The 19,930-nt window shown below is 58.7% G+C and carries 23 protein-coding genes; 4 read left to right on the forward strand and 19 right to left on the reverse strand.

All coding sequences use genetic code 11. The annotated features are described in order from the left end of the window. Positions 1-7 precede the first annotated feature (7 nt). The 8 genes from murB to RT21_RS05750 all read right to left on the reverse strand — a co-directional run bounded on the left by murB (position 8) and on the right by RT21_RS05750 (position 6,845). Positions 8-1,027, reverse strand: coding sequence for a UDP-N-acetylmuramate dehydrogenase (gene murB, locus RT21_RS05715; RefSeq protein ID WP_046161972.1), 1,020 nt, complete (start codon positions 1,025-1,027; stop codon positions 8-10). Further along, positions 1,024-1,488, reverse strand: coding sequence for a low molecular weight protein-tyrosine-phosphatase (locus RT21_RS05720; protein ID WP_046161973.1), 465 nt, complete (start codon positions 1,486-1,488; stop codon positions 1,024-1,026). Before RT21_RS05720 ends, murB begins: the two co-directional genes overlap by 4 nt. Before the next feature lie 2 nt (positions 1,489-1,490). After that, positions 1,491-2,255 carry a 3-deoxy-manno-octulosonate cytidylyltransferase gene (gene kdsB / locus RT21_RS05725; RefSeq protein ID WP_046161974.1) on the reverse strand — a complete coding sequence of 255 codons (765 nt, stop codon included), beginning with the start codon at positions 2,253-2,255 and terminating at the stop codon, positions 1,491-1,493. Beyond that, positions 2,252-2,437 (reverse strand): Trm112 family protein, encoded by a 186-nt coding sequence (locus RT21_RS05730; protein ID WP_019342470.1) that lies wholly within the window; start codon positions 2,435-2,437, stop codon positions 2,252-2,254. The genes kdsB and RT21_RS05730 overlap by 4 nt, the downstream gene beginning before the upstream one ends. 49 nt (positions 2,438-2,486) lie before the next feature. Then, positions 2,487-3,491 carry a tetraacyldisaccharide 4'-kinase gene (gene lpxK, locus RT21_RS05735; protein ID WP_046161975.1) on the reverse strand — a complete coding sequence of 335 codons (1,005 nt, stop codon included), beginning with the start codon at positions 3,489-3,491 and terminating at the stop codon, positions 2,487-2,489. Next, entirely contained in the window at positions 3,491-3,919 is a 429-nt protein-coding gene (locus tag RT21_RS05740) for an ExbD/TolR family protein (RefSeq protein WP_046161976.1), read from the reverse strand. Before RT21_RS05740 ends, lpxK begins: the two co-directional genes overlap by 1 nt. Next, positions 3,916-4,548 (reverse strand): MotA/TolQ/ExbB proton channel family protein, encoded by a 633-nt coding sequence (locus RT21_RS05745; RefSeq protein WP_046161977.1) that lies wholly within the window; start codon positions 4,546-4,548, stop codon positions 3,916-3,918. Before RT21_RS05745 ends, RT21_RS05740 begins: the two co-directional genes overlap by 4 nt. A gap of 71 nt (positions 4,549-4,619) precedes the next feature. Further along, a complete protein-coding gene (locus RT21_RS05750) occupies positions 4,620-6,845 on the reverse strand; it encodes a DNA internalization-related competence protein ComEC/Rec2 (RefSeq protein ID WP_177327060.1) in 2,226 nt (741 codons plus the stop codon). 181 nt (positions 6,846-7,026) lie between these two features. Here RT21_RS05750 and RT21_RS05755 point away from each other — a divergent pair, with 181 nt between their 5' ends. After that, positions 7,027-7,542, forward strand: coding sequence for a DUF2062 domain-containing protein (locus RT21_RS05755; protein WP_045428862.1), 516 nt, complete (start codon positions 7,027-7,029; stop codon positions 7,540-7,542). Positions 7,543-7,551: 9 nt separating this feature from the next. Here the strand turns inward: RT21_RS05755 and RT21_RS05760 are convergent, their stop codons facing one another. Genes RT21_RS05760 through RT21_RS05770 form a run of 3 tightly spaced genes read right to left on the reverse strand, consistent with a single transcriptional unit; the run spans position 7,552 to position 10,752 of the window. Continuing rightward, on the reverse strand, positions 7,552-8,799 hold the full coding sequence (locus tag RT21_RS05760; protein ID WP_046161978.1) for a lipoprotein-releasing ABC transporter permease subunit: 1,248 nt from the start codon (positions 8,797-8,799) through the stop codon (positions 7,552-7,554). Further along, positions 8,799-9,497, reverse strand: a complete 699-nt coding sequence (gene lolD, locus RT21_RS05765) for a lipoprotein-releasing ABC transporter ATP-binding protein LolD (protein WP_046162124.1) — start codon at positions 9,495-9,497, stop codon at positions 8,799-8,801. The genes RT21_RS05760 and lolD overlap by 1 nt, the downstream gene beginning before the upstream one ends. Positions 9,498-9,504: 7 nt before the next feature. Further along, positions 9,505-10,752, reverse strand: coding sequence for a lipoprotein-releasing ABC transporter permease subunit (locus tag RT21_RS05770; protein WP_046161979.1), 1,248 nt, complete (start codon positions 10,750-10,752; stop codon positions 9,505-9,507). Between the two features lie 100 nt (positions 10,753-10,852). Here RT21_RS05770 and RT21_RS05775 point away from each other — a divergent pair, with 100 nt between their 5' ends. From RT21_RS05775 to RT21_RS05785, 3 genes are read left to right on the forward strand one after another with little or no spacing between them, the layout of a single operon-like run. Beyond that, positions 10,853-11,425 (forward strand): PilZ domain-containing protein, encoded by a 573-nt coding sequence (locus RT21_RS05775; protein WP_045428869.1) that lies wholly within the window; start codon positions 10,853-10,855, stop codon positions 11,423-11,425. Between the two features lie 3 nt (positions 11,426-11,428). Then, complete coding sequence (locus RT21_RS05780) at positions 11,429-11,734, forward strand: hypothetical protein (RefSeq protein WP_046161980.1); 306 nt, start codon at positions 11,429-11,431, stop codon at positions 11,732-11,734. Next, complete coding sequence (locus RT21_RS05785; protein ID WP_046161981.1) at positions 11,731-12,453, forward strand: glycerophosphodiester phosphodiesterase; 723 nt, start codon at positions 11,731-11,733, stop codon at positions 12,451-12,453. The genes RT21_RS05780 and RT21_RS05785 overlap by 4 nt, the downstream gene beginning before the upstream one ends. Before the next feature lie 113 nt (positions 12,454-12,566). Here the strand turns inward: RT21_RS05785 and sthA are convergent, their stop codons facing one another. The 8 genes from sthA to RT21_RS05825 all read right to left on the reverse strand — a co-directional run bounded on the left by sthA (position 12,567) and on the right by RT21_RS05825 (position 19,928). Next, positions 12,567-13,961 carry a Si-specific NAD(P)(+) transhydrogenase gene (gene sthA, locus RT21_RS05790; RefSeq protein ID WP_045428875.1) on the reverse strand — a complete coding sequence of 465 codons (1,395 nt, stop codon included), beginning with the start codon at positions 13,959-13,961 and terminating at the stop codon, positions 12,567-12,569. 190 nt (positions 13,962-14,151) lie between these two features. Continuing rightward, positions 14,152-14,382, reverse strand: a complete 231-nt coding sequence (gene nqrM, locus RT21_RS05795) for a (Na+)-NQR maturation NqrM (protein WP_045428877.1) — start codon at positions 14,380-14,382, stop codon at positions 14,152-14,154. Further along, positions 14,379-15,416 carry an FAD:protein FMN transferase gene (locus RT21_RS05800; RefSeq protein ID WP_046161982.1) on the reverse strand — a complete coding sequence of 346 codons (1,038 nt, stop codon included), beginning with the start codon at positions 15,414-15,416 and terminating at the stop codon, positions 14,379-14,381. The genes nqrM and RT21_RS05800 overlap by 4 nt, the downstream gene beginning before the upstream one ends. 1 nt (position 15,417) lies before the next feature. Then, entirely contained in the window at positions 15,418-16,644 is a 1,227-nt protein-coding gene (gene nqrF, locus RT21_RS05805) for an NADH:ubiquinone reductase (Na(+)-transporting) subunit F (RefSeq protein WP_177327069.1), read from the reverse strand. 12 nt (positions 16,645-16,656) lie between these two features. Next, positions 16,657-17,265, reverse strand: a complete 609-nt coding sequence (nqrE, locus tag RT21_RS05810; protein WP_045428883.1) for an NADH:ubiquinone reductase (Na(+)-transporting) subunit E — start codon at positions 17,263-17,265, stop codon at positions 16,657-16,659. Then, the gene (locus RT21_RS05815; protein WP_177327061.1) at positions 17,265-17,939 is read right to left on the reverse strand and encodes an NADH:ubiquinone reductase (Na(+)-transporting) subunit D; all 675 of its coding nucleotides are present in this window, start codon (positions 17,937-17,939) and stop codon (positions 17,265-17,267) included. Before RT21_RS05815 ends, nqrE begins: the two co-directional genes overlap by 1 nt. After that, a complete protein-coding gene (locus tag RT21_RS05820) occupies positions 17,936-18,724 on the reverse strand; it encodes a Na(+)-translocating NADH-quinone reductase subunit C (protein WP_046161985.1) in 789 nt (262 codons plus the stop codon). The genes RT21_RS05815 and RT21_RS05820 overlap by 4 nt, the downstream gene beginning before the upstream one ends. Next, complete coding sequence (locus RT21_RS05825; RefSeq protein WP_045428889.1) at positions 18,717-19,928, reverse strand: NADH:ubiquinone reductase (Na(+)-transporting) subunit B; 1,212 nt, start codon at positions 19,926-19,928, stop codon at positions 18,717-18,719. The genes RT21_RS05820 and RT21_RS05825 overlap by 8 nt, the downstream gene beginning before the upstream one ends. Positions 19,929-19,930: the final 2 nt, after the last annotated feature.

Genomic DNA, 19,930 nt, shown 5'->3' on the forward strand with positions numbered 1-19,930 from the left:
GGCAGAGTCAGACGACGTTCGGCTCGATTTCCAACTTCACACCGAAACGCTTTAGGATGTCAGCTTGGATCTTTTCGGAAAGTTGCAGGATTTGCTGGCCGGTTGCCTGCCCGTAGTTGACGAGTACCAACGCTTGCAGCCTGTGGACGCCCACATCCCCCTGTCGATAACCCTTCCAGCCAGCACGATCAATGAGCCAGCCAGCGGCTAGCTTGACCTGCCCGCCACCTTGCGGAAACGCCACCAGATCGGGGTACTGCGCGAGCAAGGCGTCAGCTTTCGACTGAGGAACCAAGGGGTTCTTGAAAAAACTGCCTGCATTGCCCAAAACCCGAGGGTCTGGCAGCTTCTCACTGCGGATCGAACAGACCGCACGACTCACATCCATCGGTGTGGGGGACTGGACATCATGCTGCTGCAGCCACTTACGGAGCGGGCCATACTCAAGACTTAGTTCCGCAGTCCGGTGAAGCATGAAACGCACCCGAAGAATCACATAGCGTCCCGCCTGACGTTTGAACAGGCTGTCGCGGTAGGCAAATTCACATGCCGCCAAATCGAACTCCACCAAACTGCCAGTTTGGCGGTCCAGTGCAGTCAGCCCACCGAAGACATCCTTTATCTCGACCCCGTACGCCCCGACATTCTGGATGGGTGCCGCACCGACCGTACCGGGGATCAGGCTGAGGTTTTCCAACCCAGCCAAACCAAGCTCTAGGCTCCGCAATACGAACGGATGCCAAGGCTCGCCAGCCTCCGCTTCTATCACTACTTGCTGGCCGTCATCCTCAAGAACTCGAATGCCCCGGCTAGCCATGCGCAGCACCAGTGCTCGTACATCGCCGGTCAGTACCAAATTGCTGCCGCCGCCGAGGATCCATAGCGGAACGTCGAGACGGCAGGCCTCATTAATCGCTTCGGTTACTGCTTGATCGTCCCGGGCCTCAGCGAAATAGGCGGCACGGGCTTCGACCGCAAAGGTGTTGAGCGCCTTGAGTGAATAACCCTGCTCGATGAGAAGGCTCATTGACGCCCTCTGATCTCATCGAGCAATCCAGCAGCACCACGCTCGATCAGGTCGAGCACCTGCTCGAAGCCGTCCTCCCCGCCGTAATACGGATCGGGTACAGAGCCCGTGCCCAATTTGTATCGGCGCAGAAATAGATCGAGCTCACCGTGTGAGTCTGCTGGACGCAGGGCCTGTAGCCGCTTTAGGTTGTCGTGATCCATCGCCAGGATGAGATCGAAGCGCTGAAAATCGTCGGCGGTCACCTGACGCGCCCTAAGAGCGCTGAGGTCGTAGCCTCGTTTGGCTGCAGCCTGGCAAGCGCGCTGATCGGGCCCCTTCCCGGCATGCCAGTCACCGGTTCCAGCCGAATCTATGGCGATTCGGCTGTCCAGCTGAGCATCCTGTACGTGCTTGCGCAGTACAGCCTCAGCAGTGGGTGATCGGCAGATGTTACCCATGCAAACGAACAGAACCTTCACGCTCAAGCTCCGAGCAACTTGCGGACGCGCTCAAGATCTTCGGCGGTATCGACGCCAGCCGGAGGCGCCTCGACCGCATCGGCGACATGAATGCGCTTTCCGTGCCAGAGCGCACGTAATTGCTCCAGACACTCAGTATTCTCCAGCCAGCATGGCCCCCAGGCCACGAAGTCAGCCAGAAACCCGGCCCGATAGGCATAGATGCCGATGTGCCGACGGTACGGAACATCACTCGGAAGCGCATCGGGCTTACGAGCGAATTCGTCCCGCGCCCACGGCAGTGTCGCGCGACTGAAAGTCAGCGCCAGCCCATTGATATCGCTCAGCACCTTCACCACGTTCGGGTTAAAGAGCGCGTGCGGATCGCTGATTGGCTCGGCAAGCGTGGCGATCGCGGCTTCGGGGTGAGCAGCCAGATTGAGTGCCACCTGGTCGATCACCGAAGGCGGAATCAATGGTTCATCGCCCTGTACGTTGACGACTATCGCGTCAGCCGTTAAGCCCAGCAGGTCCGCCACCTCGGCAAGCCGATCGGTGCCCGAATTGTGGTCGACCCGGGTTAGCAAAACCTGCGCACCGAAGCCTTCGCAGGCTTGCAATATGCGCTGATCGTCCGTGGCAATCACCACCCGCTGCGCCCGGCTCTTGCAGGCCTGCTCCCAGACATGGCGAATCATCGGCTTGCCGGCAATGTCCTGCAGAGGTTTGCCCGGAAGGCGCGTGGATGCGTAACGCGCCGGGATCACCACGGTATAAGCGTTAGTCATTTGTCCAGACGCTCATCCACGTCGAGGGTACGGGCTTCGCTTTCAAGCATCACCGGGATGCCGTCCCGGACCGGAAAAGCCATGCCGTCGGCCTTGCAGATCAGTTCGGACTTGTCATCAGTCAGCTTCAGCGGCCCCTTACAGAGCGGGCAGGCAAGAATATCGAGCAGTTTGGTATCCATGGTGTGCAGTCCTTGGATGCAGCCGACCGCACCTGGCAGATCGAGCGGCTTAGGGATGAACGGGCAGCAAACGGTCCAGCTGGGAATCAAACCAAGTGACGAAAGCTGCGGAAGGCTCGGCCTGGACTTGGAGATAACACCAGCCCGGCAGCGCAAAAGCCCGGCATTTGACCGCATCCTTCTCGGTCATCACCAAGGGTAGCTCTGGACTGAAACTCAGCTGCTCCAGGCTATAACGAGCGTGATCGGCGAAGGCATGCGGAATCGGCCGCCAGTGTAGCGCCTCGAGCGTGGTGAAGAAACGCTGTGGATTGCCGATTCCAGCGACTGCATGCATCCGCTGGCCTGCTGGAAAATGGTCAAGAGGCCAGGCTTGCCCAGTGCTCAACTCGATCAGTTTCGCTGGCTGCAGGGCGAACGCAAAACCCGAGGGACCGTCTACCTGCGCGCCGTTTATCAGCACCGCATCGACCGATTCCAGCCGCTCCAATGGCTCACGTAGCGGGCCAGCGGGCAAACAGCGTTGATTGCCCAGTCCACGAGCAGCATCAATGAGGACGAGCTCCAGATCGCGCCCCAACCGGTAATGCTGCAGTCCATCATCGGAAAGGATCAGGTCCAGCAGCTCAAGTTCGAGCAATTTACGAACCGCGCGGGAACGATCCGGATCAATCATCACCGGTACGTTTGTTCGTTGCGCGATCAGCAATGGTTCGTCGCCAACCTCGGCTGCAGAATGCCCGGGCTCTACCCGCCACGGATATTCGGGTGGTCTGGCACCGTAACCACGGCTAACTACACCGACTTTCAGGCCGCGTCGCTGACAGTGCTCGATGAGCCAGAGAATCAGGGGGGTCTTGCCGGTACCGCCAACGGTGATATTTCCGACCACCACCACAGGCACGGGCGCCCGATAGCAATCGATCACCCCGCTGATGAACCGCTTTCGCTTAGCGGTCACCACGCGGCGGTAGAGCATTTCCAACGGTGCGAGCAGCGCCAAGGCAGGATGCCCTTCGTACCAGGCCCGCTGGAGACGATCAGCAAAGGACATTAGGGCTCCGGCTGGGCCTCAATGGTAGTGATGCGCAGGTGCGCGAAGCCCAGCTTCCCGGCTGCGTCCATGGCGGTAATGACCGCTTGGTGCGGAGTTTTACCGTCGGCACTGATGATCATCGGCAAACTTGTATCGCCGCCCGACTCCTTGCTGAGCGCCGCCATCAATGTGTTCAGGTCATGCTTGACCAGCGACTTGCCATTGAGACTGAAGTTGCCACTGACGTCGATCACAACCTCCAGCCGCTTCTGCTCACTTTCCTGAGGTGGCGACCCGCTCGCCGCCTCCGGCAGATCAACCTGCAGTTGGGTTTCGCGAGTAAAAGTGGTGGTCACCACGAAGAACAACAACAGAATGAACACCACATCGATCAGCGGGGCCAAGCCGATGTCGACGTTTTCCCGCGCCTTGCGACGAAACTTCACGCCCTGCCCTCACCTAGGTCGACGTCTCGGTCACCCTGCACAACTTCAACCAACTTGATCGCTTCCTGCTCCATACCGACCACGAGTTCTTCGATTCGGCGCAGGAGGAAGCGATGGAAGAACAGTGCCGGTATGCCGACCATCAGACCCGCCGCGGTAGTAATCAGCGCTTTGGAAATACCCGCTGCGAGCAACGGTGCGTTGGCCATGCCAGAGCCCATGAAGGCACTGAAAATTTCGATCATGCCCAGCACAGTACCGAGAAGCCCGAGCAACGGAGCGATACCTGCAATCGTACCCAACGCGTTGAGGTAGCGCTCGAGGTCATGGACGACGCGGGCGGCCGCTTCTTCGATGCATTCCTTCATGATCTCTCGACCATGCTTGGAGTTAGCCAAACCAGCAGCCAGTATCTCCCCCAGCGGAGAATCCGCGCGCAGCTCCTTGAGCTTTTGGTTACTGAGCTTCTTGTCCTTGATCCATTTCCACACCTGGCCAAGCAGGTGCGGTGGAGTCACTCGACTAGGCCGAAGCGTCCATAGCCTTTCGGCAACAATACCGGCGGCTGCGATGGAACACAGGATGATTGGCAGCATTATCCAGCCGCCCGCTTTAACCAGCTCCCACACGAGATGAATCCCCCTCGAAAAAGTGGCGCCACTCTAGCATAGGGCCGCCAGCCAGCCGACGGCCCCGGTTCTCATTTTTCCCGCCAGAATCGACGCTCGGTACGTAATCCTCGAACAGGCTCGAAACGGCCGAGGCGAATCCGAATCGCTCCTAGCTCTGCCGTGTCATAAAGCCGCGCTCTGGCAGTGCGCAGCCGCTGCAACACCTCCAGATGCGGATGGCCGAATGCGTTATGCAAGCTGCGCGAGATGAGCGCACCTCCGGCACCTGTTGCCTCGATGAATGCGGTTGACGACGAGCTGCGACTGCCGTGATGTGGCACCAACAACCAATCGACCTCAAGCGGCATTTTGCTCGTCAGGAGCACTTGCTCGGTATCCACGTCGATGTCGCCGGTGAGCAGCAGACGTTCGCCGCTCGCCTCGATCAGCAGCACGCAGGAGGACTGGTTTCCATCGCGGGCCTGTGGTGATTGCCAAAGCGTAAAGCGGACTCCATTCCATTCCCAGGCGTCTCCGGAGCGGCACATCTCGGCGCCTAGCGAAGCAGGCAGTCTTGCCGGCTCACCACTGACCACTCGCCCAGCGTGCATTTGTCGCTGGATCGCCGAAGCGCCACCCGTATGGTCGCTATCGGCATGGCTGAGAATCATCAAATCGAGACCGCTCACCCCCAGCGTGCGCAACGACGGCAATACAACCCGCTCGCCGATGTCGAAGCCACCATATCGCGGCCCTGTGTCGTACAGCAGCGCATGGTCATGCGTGCGGACCAGCACAGCGAGCCCCTGACCGACATCGAACAGCCAGACTTCCGCCTGCCCTGCTGCCGGCTTGTCGATGGGTGGAAATAGCAGCGGCAGCAGAAACACCAGACCCAACGCCCGAAACGGTATTCCGGGCGGAAGCAGGATCAGCAGCGTCCCAAGCGCAACCAGCAGCCAAGCCCAAAACGGCAATGACGCTGGTAGCCACGCCGGCTGCCAGCCGGCAAGCCAATGCAGCGCATCAAAGAGAATTGCCAACAAGCCACCGGCCACCCATAGCACCGGCTCGCCAACGCCTGGCAACCACAAAAAGGACGTGCCTAACAACGACAGCGGAACGATTACCGCGCTGACCAGCGGGACTGCAAAGAGGTTGGCAATCGGCCCACTCAGGCTAACCGGCAAGCCTAGCGCCAGCAGGATCGGCAACAGGCCCAGGGCCATGCTCCACTGTGCACGGCCTAATGCGCGCCACCAACTCCAGCTTCCAAGCCGGCCGCGGAATACCAGAGCAAGAAGCGCCACCGCCAGAAAAGACAACCAGAAGCCCGACTGCAGCCCTACTAGCGGATCCAACAGCAGGACAGCATCAAGGGCAATCAGCAGTGGCAGCCAGACACCCAAATGCCGATACCGCAAACGCCACAGGAGCACCAGAGAGACCATCACCAGCGCTCGCTGGACTGGGACTTCAAAACCCGCCAGCCAGCCGTACGCAAGCGCTCCAGCCAAGGCCAGGCTACAAGCGCAGGGCAACCAGGCGACGCGCCGCGGCCAAATTCCCCAACGCGCTAACAATGCCACCAGACCGTAAAGCAAGCCGGCCAGCATGCCCACGTGCTGCCCCGATATAACCATCAAATGAACGGTTCCGGTGTCCTGGAGCGTGCGCCAATCCGTGGTGGACAGGCCGCTGTCATCGCCCACTACCAGCGCGGCAATAGCGCCGGAGCGGCCCTGAGCATCGACCGCCAACAAGCGTTGCCGCAACTGGTCGCGCCATCCCGGTCCACCCTCTGCCACCGACACGCGCTCTCCGGCTTTGATCGTGCCGCTGGCACCGATCCGCCGAGCCAAGAGCCAGGCCTCGTAATCGAAAGAGTGCGGATTGACCAAGCCCCGTGGCTTTTTCAATTTGGCAGCGAGCCGCCATCGCTCACCCGCCTGCACCATGGGGCCGTCGTACCATGCCAAGCGAAGCCTGGACGGCAGGTCGCTATGCCGGGACGATATATTGACCAGTTCGAAGCGCACCACACCGCCACGAACATCCGGTAGGTCGCTCACCGTACCTTCGAGCCAGAACGTACGGCCATCGCGCTCGGTTGAAAGGCGGTCATCCAGCGCCTCATGGGCGCTGAGACACGCCCATGCAAACCCGCAGAGAAAACAACCGATCGCTCGCCAGCGGAACGGAAGCAAGACCAGGCCCGCCGCCAATATGAACGGCAACGCTGAGACAGGCGGTAATTGCGGTAAAAAACGCAGCAGTAGAAGGCCTGCTGCCAGCGCCAGCATCGCTGTACGCATCGGTTCTCCTGGATTCCTTTCCCGTGACTGGCCGCTCCGGATAGGTTAAACCGCCGAGTCACATAGCCTGACCGACGTCCTGTCGGCGCTCACAGTGTAGAATTTATGTCACAAACTCCTCTCAGCGCCGGGTCTCGTTTCAGGCATAATCGGGCGCGCTTCGCCCCGCCAGAGAATCTTCATGCCGCGTCGTTTTTTTAAACGCTACATGCCTCACCCCGACCGTCTAAAGGCACACAAGTCTTTGCGGTTTCTCGGCACGTTGATCCATGACCCCAACCTGCTCCATCTAAACCGGCATTCGGTTTCCAGAGCGATGGCTATCGGTCTGTTCTGGGCCATGATCCCGATGCCCCTGCAGATGCTGGCGGCCGCGTTGTGCGCCGTGCCAGCAAGGGCGAACCTGCCGATCGCTGTGGGCTTGGTCTGGCTGACTAACCCACTGACGATGCCGCCGGTGTTCTATTGCAATTACAAGGTAGGCGCCTGGCTGCTGGACACGCCGGTTTCCCCGATGCCGATGGAGCTCAGCCTTGCCTGGGTGCGTCAGATGCTCGACAGCCACTGGCAACCGCTCTTCCTAGGCTCATTCGTTGTCGGCGTTGTGGTGGCGATATTGGGCTATATCGCCACTCAGAGCTATTGGCGCTGGTGGGTCGGACGCAGTTGGCGCAAGCGGCAGATGGACCGCCGCTAAGACTGTTTCTTACTCGTAGCGCAGCGCTTCAGCCGGCTGTGTCTGTGCGGCCCGCCAAGCGGGATAGACCGTCGCCAGGAAACTGAGCAGTAGCGCCGCCAGCGTTACCAGCAAGACATCTTGCAGCCGCAGTTCAGATGGCAGGGTGCTGATGAAGTACACATCCGAACTGAAGATGTGCTGTCCCGATACGTTTTCCAGCCAGGCCACCAGGGCACTGACGTTCATCGCACCAAGCACGCCCAGCACCGTCCCTATTAGGGTTCCCGTCATTCCGATGATGCTTCCCTGAACCATGAAGATCGCCATGATTTGCCGTGGCGTTGCGCCAAGGGTTCGCAGGATCGCGATATCCGCTCGCTTGTCGGCGACTACCATGATCAGGGTGGCGATGATATTGAACGCTGCCACCGCCACGATCAGCAGAAGCAACAGGCCGATCATGGTCTTTTCCATCTTCATCGCACTGAACAAACTCCCCTGGGTAAGCGACCAGTCCTCACTGCGATAACCCTTGCCGAGCCCGGCGACAAGCTCGGTTGCGAGCTGCGGAGCCCGGTAAAGATCAGCCAGCCTGACCCTCACGCCTTCTACCTGATCTGGCTGCCAACGAAGTATCTGGGCTGCATCAGCTCGGTGAATCATAGCCAAACTACCGTCCAGCTCAGCTCCCACCTTGAACACCCCGACGACGTTCAGACGCTGCATCCGCGGTGTAATACCACCAGGCGCATCGCTGAGCTCAGGCACGATCAGCGTGAGCTTATCGCCCAGCTTCAGACCAAATCGACGCGCAGTCATCAGCCCGACGATTACGCCGGATTCCCCGGCCTCTAGGTCTTCGAGACTGCCTGCGACCATCTTCGAGCCGAGGATAGACACTTCGCTTTCGGCCTTCGGATCGATGCCCTTGATTTCAATCGGCTGCATCGACCCCCTGTACGAAAGCATGCCTTCAAGCTGGGTGATCGGTGCCGTACCGAGCACCCCTGGATGCGCACGTAGCTGCTCGGCCAGCGATTGCCAATCGTCCACTGGCCTTCCGTCACCGGCTATCACGGCGTGCGGCACCATCCCCAGGATGCGGTTGCTCATCTCGCGCTGAAAGCCATTCATGACGGACAGCACAATGATCATCGCCAGCACGCCCAGCGACAGCCCGATCATGGACGTCAGCGAGATGAATGAAATGAAATGATTGCGACGCTTGGCTCGCGTGTAACGGCTGCCAATGAAGATGCTGAGCGGCCTGAACATTAGCCAGCCACCAACCGGCCATCTTCCAGGCGCAAGATGTGATCCATCTGGCCGGCCAATTGTGAGTCATGGGTGACGACGAGGAAGGCCGTACGTAATGAGCTGCTCAGTTCCAGCATCAGGTCTTGAATTCCCTGAGCAGTATGGTGGTCGAGGTTGCCGGTCGGCTCATCGAGCAACACCAGCGCCGGACGGTTCGCCAGCGCACGGGCGATCGCTACGCGCTGACGCTCCCCCCCGGACAGCTCGGAGGGCTTATGAGCGAGTCGGTGGCCAAGCCCTACGCGCTGCAACAGTTCGGTCGCCCGCGTACGTGCTTCCGCTATCGGCGTGCTGCCTATCAGCAGCGGCATGCAAACGTTTTCTAGAGCGCTGAATTCAGGCAGCAGATGATGGAACTGGTAAACGAAGCCAAGGGCACGGTTACGCAACAGACCCCGGTCCTTCTCACTGAGTGCGGAAAGCTCTTCTCCAGCCAGCCATACGCTCCCTTCGCTAGGCGTATCCAGCCCGCCGAGCAAATTGAGCAAAGTGCTCTTGCCAGAGCCGGAAGTACCGACAATGGCGACCCGCTGGCCGGGAAACAACTCCAACTGAAGCCCGGACAGCACACTGACCGACTCCGGACCCTGCTCGTAGCGCTTGCCCAGGTTGCGGCAGCTCAGTACCGCGGCCTCGTTCGCAGACCGTTCATTCATAAACAACTCACTCATATCGTAACGCCTCGGCCGGTTGTGTCCGGGCCGCACGCCACGCCGGATACAGGGTGGCGAAAAAGCTAAGAATCAGTGCCGCCACGCAGACCTGGACCACATCGGCGGTCATCAGTCGAGACGGTAAATAGTCGATGAAATACACGTCTGCGCTGAGAAATTTATGCCCGATCAACCTCTCTAGCGCCGCGACCCAACTGCTTACATTGAGCGCCGCGAAGATACCGAGTAATGCTCCGACCAGCGTGCCGACGACCCCTATCACCGTCCCTTGAACCATGAAGATCGCCATGATCTGCCGTGGCGTCGCGCCAAGCGTTCGCAGGATTGCAATATCGCCGCGCTTGTCAGTCACGACCATGACCAGCGTGGAGATGATATTGAAGGCAGCGACGGCGACGATCAGCAGCAATAGCAACCCGATCATGGCCTTTTCCATGCGGATGGCCTGGTACAGGTTGCCGTGGGTGCGAGTCCAATCCCGGGAGTAGAAGTCATCACCCAGCTGACCCGCCAGCTCCCATGCAATACGCGGGGCCTGAAACAGATCGACGAAACGCAAGCGCACCCCTTGGACCTGATCCGGCTGCCAGCGATGCAAGCGTGCCAGGTCGGAGATGTTGGCCATTGCCACATAACCATCGATCTCACCGGCCCCCACGTGAAAAATACCGCGCACGGTGAACCGCTTCATGCGGGGAAATACACCGGCTGGCGTGACGGTAACCTCAGGGGCGACGAAGGTAACCTTGTCGCCGACCCCTACGCCCAGGGTGTTGGCCGCCTTGTCGCCGATAACAATGCCGAACTCGCCGGGAGCCAGATCGGCCAGCGTGCCTTCGCGGAAAAACTGGCCCACGATGGAAACTTCTGGCTCGATAACCGGGTCCACGGCGTTAATCAGAATCTTGGTGACCTGCCCGCGATGAGTCAGTAAACCTTGCATTTGTATGAACGGCGCGACCGCAGCGACCTGAGGATGCTGCGCGAGCCGCTCTGCCAATGTCGGCCAGTCGTCGATTGGGATCGAGCTTTCGATCGTAGCGTGCGGCACCATACCCAGCACACGGCTGCGCATTTCATAATCGAACCCATTCATCACAGACAACACGACGATCATTACTAGCACACCAAGCGCCAGCCCGATCATGGACGTAAAGGAAATGAAGGAGACGAAGAGGCTGCGACGTCTGGCGCGTGTGTAGCGCGCCCCGATATACACGGACAGCGGTCTGAACATAAATCGTTGGGTTCGCTTTCGCTGGCGGGAAATAACAAGCTGAATGACGATGCCAAGCGGCCTGATACACTCAGGTCATCACTGCAGCTCAGGGATCGACATGCCCACTGAAGACACCGAAGATCGCCGCGAATACTATCGTATCGAGGATATGATCGCACTTGAAATCCTGCCGCCGGAACACGCCGAAACAGTCTCAGGTAACGGTTCGACGCAACGGTTCGAACTGCTCGGCGAACTCCATCAGCTCGACTTTGAAGCTCAGCATCTGCTGCGTCAGATAGCCGAGGGCAACCGCACGCTGGCCAACTACCTGAAAGTGCAAAACAAGCGCATCGACCTGATTGGTCAGGCGCTCGCCCAGGACCTGTTGCAGGACCTCGGACCAGCTCGGGCGACCGTGCTATCGGAAGGTGGTATTAGTTTCACCAATGACCAGCCGCTTGACGAAGGCTCAACCTGGACGCTCAAGCTGGCGCTGATGCCACAGGGCCTGGGCATGTTGCTGACTGCACGCGTAGCGACCTGCCAACCGCTTGAGAGCGGGCAGTTCGCAATCGGTACATCCTTTGAAGCGTTGACTGATGCACAACGGCAACTGCTCGCGCGGCATATCCTGCAGAAACAGGCGACGGAACGACGCCTGGCTCGTGAAAGCCTGCAAGGAACCTGATGGATGCGCCCTTTTCTGCTCTTACTGCTGATTTTCAGCCTGAACACGTCGGCACGCGCCGAAGACATCAAAATTCCGGTCGGCCAGCAAGGCCCGGCCGACCTTCAGCTGCCCAGCCGCGGCGATGCGAAAATCGACGTACTTGATCGTTTTGGCTTAGCCGATGAGGAGCACGCAGCTGTCGGTCAGCCACCTATCACTCGCTGGGATTACCGCGATTTTTCTGTCTACTTCGAGGGCAACCGGGTCATCAACAGCGTTATTCATCACCGACGCTCCACATCATTGCAATCAGAGAGACAACCGTGACGCTTATCTATGGCCACCGCGGCGCAAAGGGCGAAGCGCCTGAAAACACCCTGGCCGGCTTCAAGCAGTGCCTCGCCCATGGCGTGCGCCGATGCGAACTCGACCTGCACCTGTCAAAAGATGGCGAGCTAATGGTCATCCACGACCCGACGCTCAAACGCACCACGGGGCGACGCGGCAAGGTCGTCGAGCGTGATGCAGACGAGTTGATCCAGTACGACGCGCGCCACAGCGGCCCCCACTGGAAACACCCCTGTCCCATCCCGCGCCTAGCGGAGCTATTTGAGCAGTGCGACTTCGAGCATTGGCAATTGGAAGTAAAAAGCGCTTCGAGGGTGCGCGCCGCACGGACTGTCCTGGCGATCAAGGCACTGGCTGAGCACCATGGACTGACCGAGCGCATTACCGTCACATCCGGCTCGAGGGAAGTGCTCAGGGCCTTGAAACGGCTGACACCTGAGTTGTCGTGCGGCCTGGTGGCCGAGTACGCCTGGCTCGACCCGCTGAAAGTAGCCAAGCAGTACGACTGCTCGCTACTGGCATTGAAATGGACCCTATGCACACCCGAACGAATCGCCAAAGCCCGCCAACTCGGCCTTCATGTATCGGTCTGGACGGTCAATGAGCCAGCTCTGATGCGTCGACTAGCCGATTTCGGCGTCGACAGCCTGATCACTGACTATCCCGGCCTTGCCGTCACGACGCTGCGCAACGCATAAAGCGAGGCCGCCTCATTGGCGGCCCGGCAACCTGCCTTAAAAACTTTCCCGATTAGGCCACCGCCAGCCTCGGGTATCTTCTCCGACCGGCTCAGGCCACCGGTCGGAGCCGCTCAAAAAAGCCGGTTTAGCCCGTCGAAAGCGGCCACGCGGTAGGCTTCGGCCATGGTCGGGTAGTTGAAGGTGGTATTGATGAAATACTTGATCGTGTTCGCCGCGCCCGGCTGGTTCATGATCGCCTGACCGATGTGCACGATCTCCGATGCCTGATAGCCGAAGCAATGCACGCCTAGCACCGCCAGCGTCTCGCGATGGAAGAGGATCTTCAGCATGCCGACCGGCTCGGCTGAAATCTGCGCGCGCGCCATGCCTTTGAAGAAAGCCTTGCCCACTTCGTATGGCACCTTCGCTTCGGTCAGTTCACGTTCGTTCTTACCGATCGAACTGATCTCCGGAATGGTGTAAATGCCGGTGGGCACATCATCGACAAAACGCCAGCTGTCGTTCTCCACGATGCTACCTGCCGCCGAGCGCCCCTGATCGTAAGCGGCACTCGCCAGGGACGGCCAACCAATTACATCGCCAGCCGCGTAAATATTTCCGACGTCAGTGCGGTAGTGCTCGTCGACCTTGATCTGGCCGCGGCTATTGACCTTGAGACCGATGTTTTCCAGGGCGAGCTTGTCGGTATTGCCGGTTCGGCCGTTACACCAGAGGAAAGCATCAGCCTTGATCTTCTTGCCCGACTTAAGGTGCAGGATCACGCCGTTATCCACACCTTCCACACGCTCGTACTCCTCGTTATGACGGATGAGTACGTTGTTGTTACGCAGGTGATAGCTCAGCGCGTCGGAGATTTCATCGTCGAGGAAGCTGAGCAGCTGGTCGCGGTTGTCGATCAAGTCAACCAAGACACCGAGACCACTAAAGATCGATGCGTACTCTGAGCCGATCACACCAGCTCCGTAGATGATCAGACGACGCGGTGTGTGACTCAGCGTAAGAATGGTGTCACTGTCATAGACACGGGGATGGGTAAAGTCGACATCATCGGGGCGATAGGGCCGTGAGCCTGTCGCGATGATGAACTGGTTGGCCACCAGGGTTTCAACCATGCCATTGGCACTGACCACTTCCACGGTCTGCTCGTCGGCAAAACTAGCGGTGCCGAAGAAGATATCGATGCGGTTACGCGCGTAATACCCAGTGCGGGAAGTCACCTGCTTACCGATGACGCTTTCGGCACTTTTCAGGACGTCGGGAAACGAAAACCAACGGGGCTCCCCGATCTGACGGAACAATGGATTGGTGTTGTACTGCATGATCTGCCGTACCGAGTGGCGCAGCGCTTTTGACGGGATAGTCCCCAGATGGGTCGAGTTACCACCCACATGTGGCCTGCTATCAACCACGGCGACCTTGCGCCCAGCTTTGACCGCGTTCATCGCCGCGCCTTCGCCGGCAGGGCCCGAGCCCAGTATCACCACATCGTAATTGTAGACAGCCATATTCACCCCAGACCACGCAGCAGGCAGCCCTGCCGCTGTTAACGAATTCGGTAAAACCGGGTGGCGGAAGTTGCTATCGACGCCCCGCCGCCTGGATCGTCGCGCCGATGCATGGGTCGCACCAGCACTGCATGCAAAGACCAACGCCCGGAGCGCTAGATATCCCCGGCCTTTCGATCAAAAACGGCTATCAGCGTCTGGTCGCGTCGTATGCGAGATCTGCTTTGTCACCGTGGCTCGCCTCTTGATTCACCTCTTCACACTTCTCACGGCTACCGCCGCAAATCGAGCATTCCTTCTCGATGCCAAGATTGGCGATGCCCCCACAGGAGCCTGCAATGGGCTTGCGGCCCATGATTACGCCGATGGACATACCGAAGACCACCAGCAACATGACCAGAAACACGATCAACCAAGTCATTTGCTTACTCCCGCACCGAACAGCTCATCAAAGGCCTCAGTGCTTTTGCTAATGAATTCCTGCCCTTCACGAATCACGAAGAACGCTGCAATGTTTCGCTCCCCCGCGTATGCCAAACCCCGTTCGGGCCCCAGCACCATCAGCACAGTAGACAACCCATCTGCCCTCAATGTCGAGGGATCGACAACCGTCACGGCGGCCAAGTGATGATCAATCGGCGCACCGGTCAGTGGATCGAGCGTGTGCGAATATCGCTTGCCGTCACGCTCGAAATAGTTGCGATAGTCACCTGACGTAGAGACACCAAATCCGTCGAGTTCGACAATCCGCTGCGCTACTCGCTCGTTGTCGTGCGGTGCCTCGATTGCGATACGCCAGGGCTCCCCGCCGGGTTTACGGCCGAGAGCCTTGAGCTCGCCGGTGATTTCCACAAGGTAACGGCGGACGCCGGAAGCCTCTAGATGTGCGGTCACCCGGTCCACTGCATAACCAGCAGCGATACTGTTGAAATCAATCTGTACCGCTGCGTCTTTACAGAGCTGCTCGCCGTCAATCCGGAGATGCTCATGCCCCATGTTGCCGCGAGCCGTGGCTATCTCTTCGGCAGAGGGCACGCGCTCGCCGGTTCCGTGAGGACCGAAGCCCCATAGATTGAGCAATGGTTCAACCGTCAGATCGAAAGCCCCGTCGCTCTCCTCCGACAGCTGCTGGCCGGCTCGGAGGAGCTCGAGGACCCCCTCGGGCATGGCCATGCAGGCGTCGGCAGGAAGCGAGTTGAATGTCTCGATATCCGAATCGGCACGGTACGTAGACATCTGGCTGTCGATCTCGGCCAGAATTGCATCCGTCTCGTTTCGCAGCTGCTCTTTGGACACGGCGACATCACCGGCCACGTACTTCACCGAGTAGGTGCTGCCCATGGTGGGACCACCGAAACTTTCTACCTCGTCCTGAAACAGACAGCCCGTCAGGGCTGCCGCCAGGGCTGCCGCCAGGGCGGCAACGATGACGGGCTGAAGTAACGCTTGGGTCATACTAGCCGCCGAAGTCGTCGAGCAGGATGTTCTCCGGTTCGACTCCCAGGTCGGTGAGCATCTTGATCACCGAGGCGTTCATCATTGGCGGACCGCACATGTAGAACTCACAATCCTCGGGCGCCGGATGGTCCTTCAGGTAGTTCTCGTACAGCACGTTGTGGATGAAGCCGGTTGGGCCGTTCCAGTTGTCTTCCGGCTGCGGATCGGACAACGCCAAATGCCACTGGAAGTTGTCGTTCTCGGCCTGCAGCTGATCGTACTCCTCAACGTAGAAGGCCTCGCGCATCGAGCGGGCGCCGTACCAGAAGCTCATCCTGCGCTTGGACTTCAAGCGTTTGAGCTGATCGAAGATGTGCGAACGCATTGGCGCCATACCGGCACCACCACCGATGAAGACCATTTCCGCGTCGGTATCTTTGGCGAAGAACTCACCGAAGGGCCCGTAAACGGTCACTTTATCGCCGGGTTTCAAACTGAATACCCACGAAGACATCTGGCCTGGAGGCAGCTCATCCTTACCTGGAGGCGGAGAGGCGATACGGATGTTGAACTTCACCAGTCCAACCTCTTCCGGATAGTTGGCCATGGAGTAAGCGCGGATCACGGTTTCTTCGACCTTCGACACGTACTTCCACTGGTTGAACTTGTCCCAGTCGCCGCGATATTCCTCTTGGATATCGAAATCTTTGTAACGGACCTCGTGAGGCGGACATTCCAGCTGAACGTACCCGCCAGCCCGGAAATCGACTTTCTCACCTTCCGGCAGCTTCAAGGTCAGTTCTTTGATGAAGGTAGCGACGTTCGGGTTTGAAAGAACCGTGCATTCCCACTTCTTGACCCCAAAAACTTCTTCCGGGACCTCGATCTTCATATCCGCTTTGACCGGGGTCTGGCAGGACAGGCGCCAACCTTCGCCAGCTTCGCGACGCGTGAAGTGCGACTCCTCGGTAGGAAGCATCTCGCCACCACCGCTCTCGACGATGCACTTGCACTGAGCGCAAGTGCCACCGCCGCCGCAGGCAGACGAGAGGAAGATGTTGTTAGCGGCCAATGTTTGCAGGAGCTTGCCGCCCGCCGGTACCGTAATGGTGCGTTCGCCGTTGATCTCGATGCTCACATCGCCACTGGAGACCAGCTTGGCGCGAGCCGCGAGGATGATCACCACCAGTGCAAGCACGATGGCGGTGAACATGCCGATGGCGAGGAAAATTTCGTAACTCATCAGTTCATCCCGTCCTTACAGCTGTACGCCAGAGAAAGACATGAAGCCCAGCGACATCAGTCCGATGGTGATGAAGGTGATCCCGAGACCCTGTAGGCCATCCGGCACATCGCTGTACTTGAGCTTCTCGCGAATGCCGGCAAGCAAGGCGATAGCGAGCGCCCAAGACAGACCAGAACCCATGCCGTAGACCACACTTTCAGCGAGGTTGTAGTCGCGTTCGACCATGAAAAGCGTGCCGCCCATGATGGCGCAGTTCACAGTGATCAGCGGCAGGAACACGCCCAGTGCGTTGTAGAGGCTGGGTACGTACTTGTCGAGGGTCATCTCCAGGATCTGAACGATTGCCGCGATCACGCCGATGTAACTCAGCAGGCCGAGGAAGCTCAGATCGACTTCCGGCAAGCCAGCCCATGACAGCGCACCGGCTTTCAACAGATAGGTGTAGATCAGGTTGTTCGCAGGAACGGTGATGGCTTGGACGACAATAACCGCGATGCCGAGACCAATGGCCGTTTCGACCTTCTTCGAGATTGCGATGAACGTACACATGCCAAGGAAGAACGCCAGGGCCATGTTCTCGATGAACACGGCGCGGACGAAAAGGCTGATGTAATGTTCCATTAATAAGCCTCCTTGTTAGAGACCTGAGGCGCCATCTTGAACGACGGCTTCTCGACCTGTTCCCGCTTCCAGCTACGGATGCCCCAAATGAAAAGGCCGATCAGGAAGAACGCAGAAGGCGGAAGCAGCAGCAGGCCATTCGGCAAGTACCAGCCTCCGTCGTTCACGACAGGAAGAATGGTGTAACCCATCAATTTACCCGCACCGAACAGCTCGCGAATGATCCCGAGCGCAATCAGCATGGCGCTGTAACCGAGGCCGTTCCCAAGCCCATCGAAGAACGAGAGCACCGGCGGGTTCTGCATGGCAAACGCTTCGGCCCGGCCCATCACGATACAGTTGGTGATGATCAGACCCACGAATACCGACAGCTGCTTGGACAACGAGAAGGCGTAAGCCTTAAGCACCTGATCCACCAGGATCACCAATGACGCAATGATCACCATCTGCACGATCATGCGGATGGAGCCGGGGATCTGGCTGCGGATCATCGAGATGAACAGGTTGGAAAAAGCTACAACCAGCGTGAGGGCGATGGACATGACCAGCGCCGTTTTCAGGTTGGAGGTGACCGCCAGCGCCGAGCAAATTCCGAGGATCTGCAGGCCGATGGGGTTGTTATTGAAGACCGGATTGAACAGGACTTCCTTAATGGTAGGTTGCGACATACTCAAGCCTCCCCAGCGCGCAGGTTAGCGATAAAAGGACCGAAGCCGTTCTCGCCGAGCCAGAAGTGCAACAGGTTATTAACCCCGTTGCTGGTCAACGTCGCGCCAGCAAGCGCGTCTACCCGGTACTTGGCTTTCGGACTCTGCGGATCGACTCCACCTTTGACGATCTGTATCGCCAGCTCACCATCCTCGTTGTACAACTTCTTCCCTTCCCAGAGGCTACGCCACTTGGGATTGTCTACTTCGCCACCCAGACCAGGCGTCTCTCCGTGCTGGTAGAAACCGAGCCCAGCGACGGTGTTCAGATCTTCCTGAAGGGCAAGAAAACCATAGAGCGTCGACCAAAGGCCGTAACCACGCACCGGGAGCACCAGCGTGTCGAGTTCACCATCGGTTTCGACGATATACACGACGCTGTACTTTTCGCGGCGCTTGATCGAAGCGATGTCCTGCTCCGGCGGCAATGCGTCGGACAGTTGCGGGTCCTTCGCAGCAACCAGGGGGTCAAAGGTATTTGGATCGAACTCGTCGCTGAATTTGCCAGTCTCGAGGTTGACCAGCTTGGCGACAATGCGCTCTTTATACAGCGCCTTCACCTCGGCGCCAGACATACCTGCCTCACCGAGCCCGGCGATCGCCAGAATACTGCGCTGCTTGTCGAGCTGACGGTTCTCCAGCTGGGTCGGACGCAGTGCGACAGCCGCACCTGCAACGAACACCGAGCACACCAGACAAACCAGCAGGGCCACTATCAGCGTACGGGCAGTGGATTCTTTTTGACTAGACATTACGCGCCAGCCTCCGCTTGATGTTGGCCTGGATGACAAAGTGGTCAATCAAGGGTGCACAGAGATTGGCGAATAGAATTGCCAGCATCATGCCCTCAGGGAAGGCCGGGTTGACTACACGGATCAGCACCACCATCACACCGATGAAAATGCCATAGATCCATTTACCGGTATTGGTCATCGCGGCCGACACGGGGTCGGTGGTCATGTAGATCAGACCAAAGGCGAAACCACCCACCACCATGTGCCAGTACCAAGGCATGGCAAACAATGGATTACTGTCCGAACCGATCAGATTGAACAGCGAGCTCAGCGCGATCATGCCGATCATGGTGCCGGCAACGATTCGCATCGAAGCAATCTTGGTAAGCAGCAGTACCGCGCCGCCGATAAAGATAGCCAGAGTACTGGTTTCACCCAGCGAGCCATGAATGGTGCCGACAAAGGCGTCCATCCAGGTGATGCCGCTCTCTACGATATTTTCTATGCCGCCTGCGAAGCCCAAGCTCAATGCAGTAGCGCTGGCATAGCCGTCAACCGCAGTCCAGACGGCGTCGCCAGACATCTGCGCCGGGTAGGCAAAAAAGAGGAAGGCACGTCCGGTCAGAGCAGGATTGAGGAAGTTCTTACCCGTACCGCCGAAGATTTCCTTGCCGATCACGATACCGAAGCTGATGCCGAGTGCGACCTGCCACAGCGGGATGCTGGGCGGCAACGTGAGCGCGAACAGCACCGAGGTCACGAAGAAGCCTTCGTTGACCTCATGTTTACGGATCGAGGCGAACAGAACTTCCCAGAAGCCACCAACAATGAAAGTGACCGCATAAACCGGCAGGAAGTAAGCCGCCCCCTGGATGAAGTTATCCCAGGCACTGGACGGATCGAACCCTGCCAACGCACTGATCAGCGCAAACTGCCAACCTTCCTGAACTGCAAGCAGGTCCGGGCTTTGCGCATAGATCAGGTTGGCTTGGTAACCGGTGTTCCACATACCAAAGAACATCGCGGGGAAGGTGCAGAGCCAAACGGTGATCATCATCCGCTTCAGGTCGATACCATCACGCACGTGGGCCGTGGTCTTGGTCACGCTGCCCGGACGATAGAGGAAGGTGTCCGCCGCTTCGTAGAGCGCGTACCACTTCTCGTACTTACCGCCCTTTTCGAAGTTGTGCTCGATCTTGTCGAGGAATTCGCGAATGCCCATGC

This window comes from Pseudomonas sp. 10B238 (assembly GCF_000970615.1).
Classification (GTDB): Bacteria; Pseudomonadota; Gammaproteobacteria; order Pseudomonadales; family Pseudomonadaceae; genus Stutzerimonas.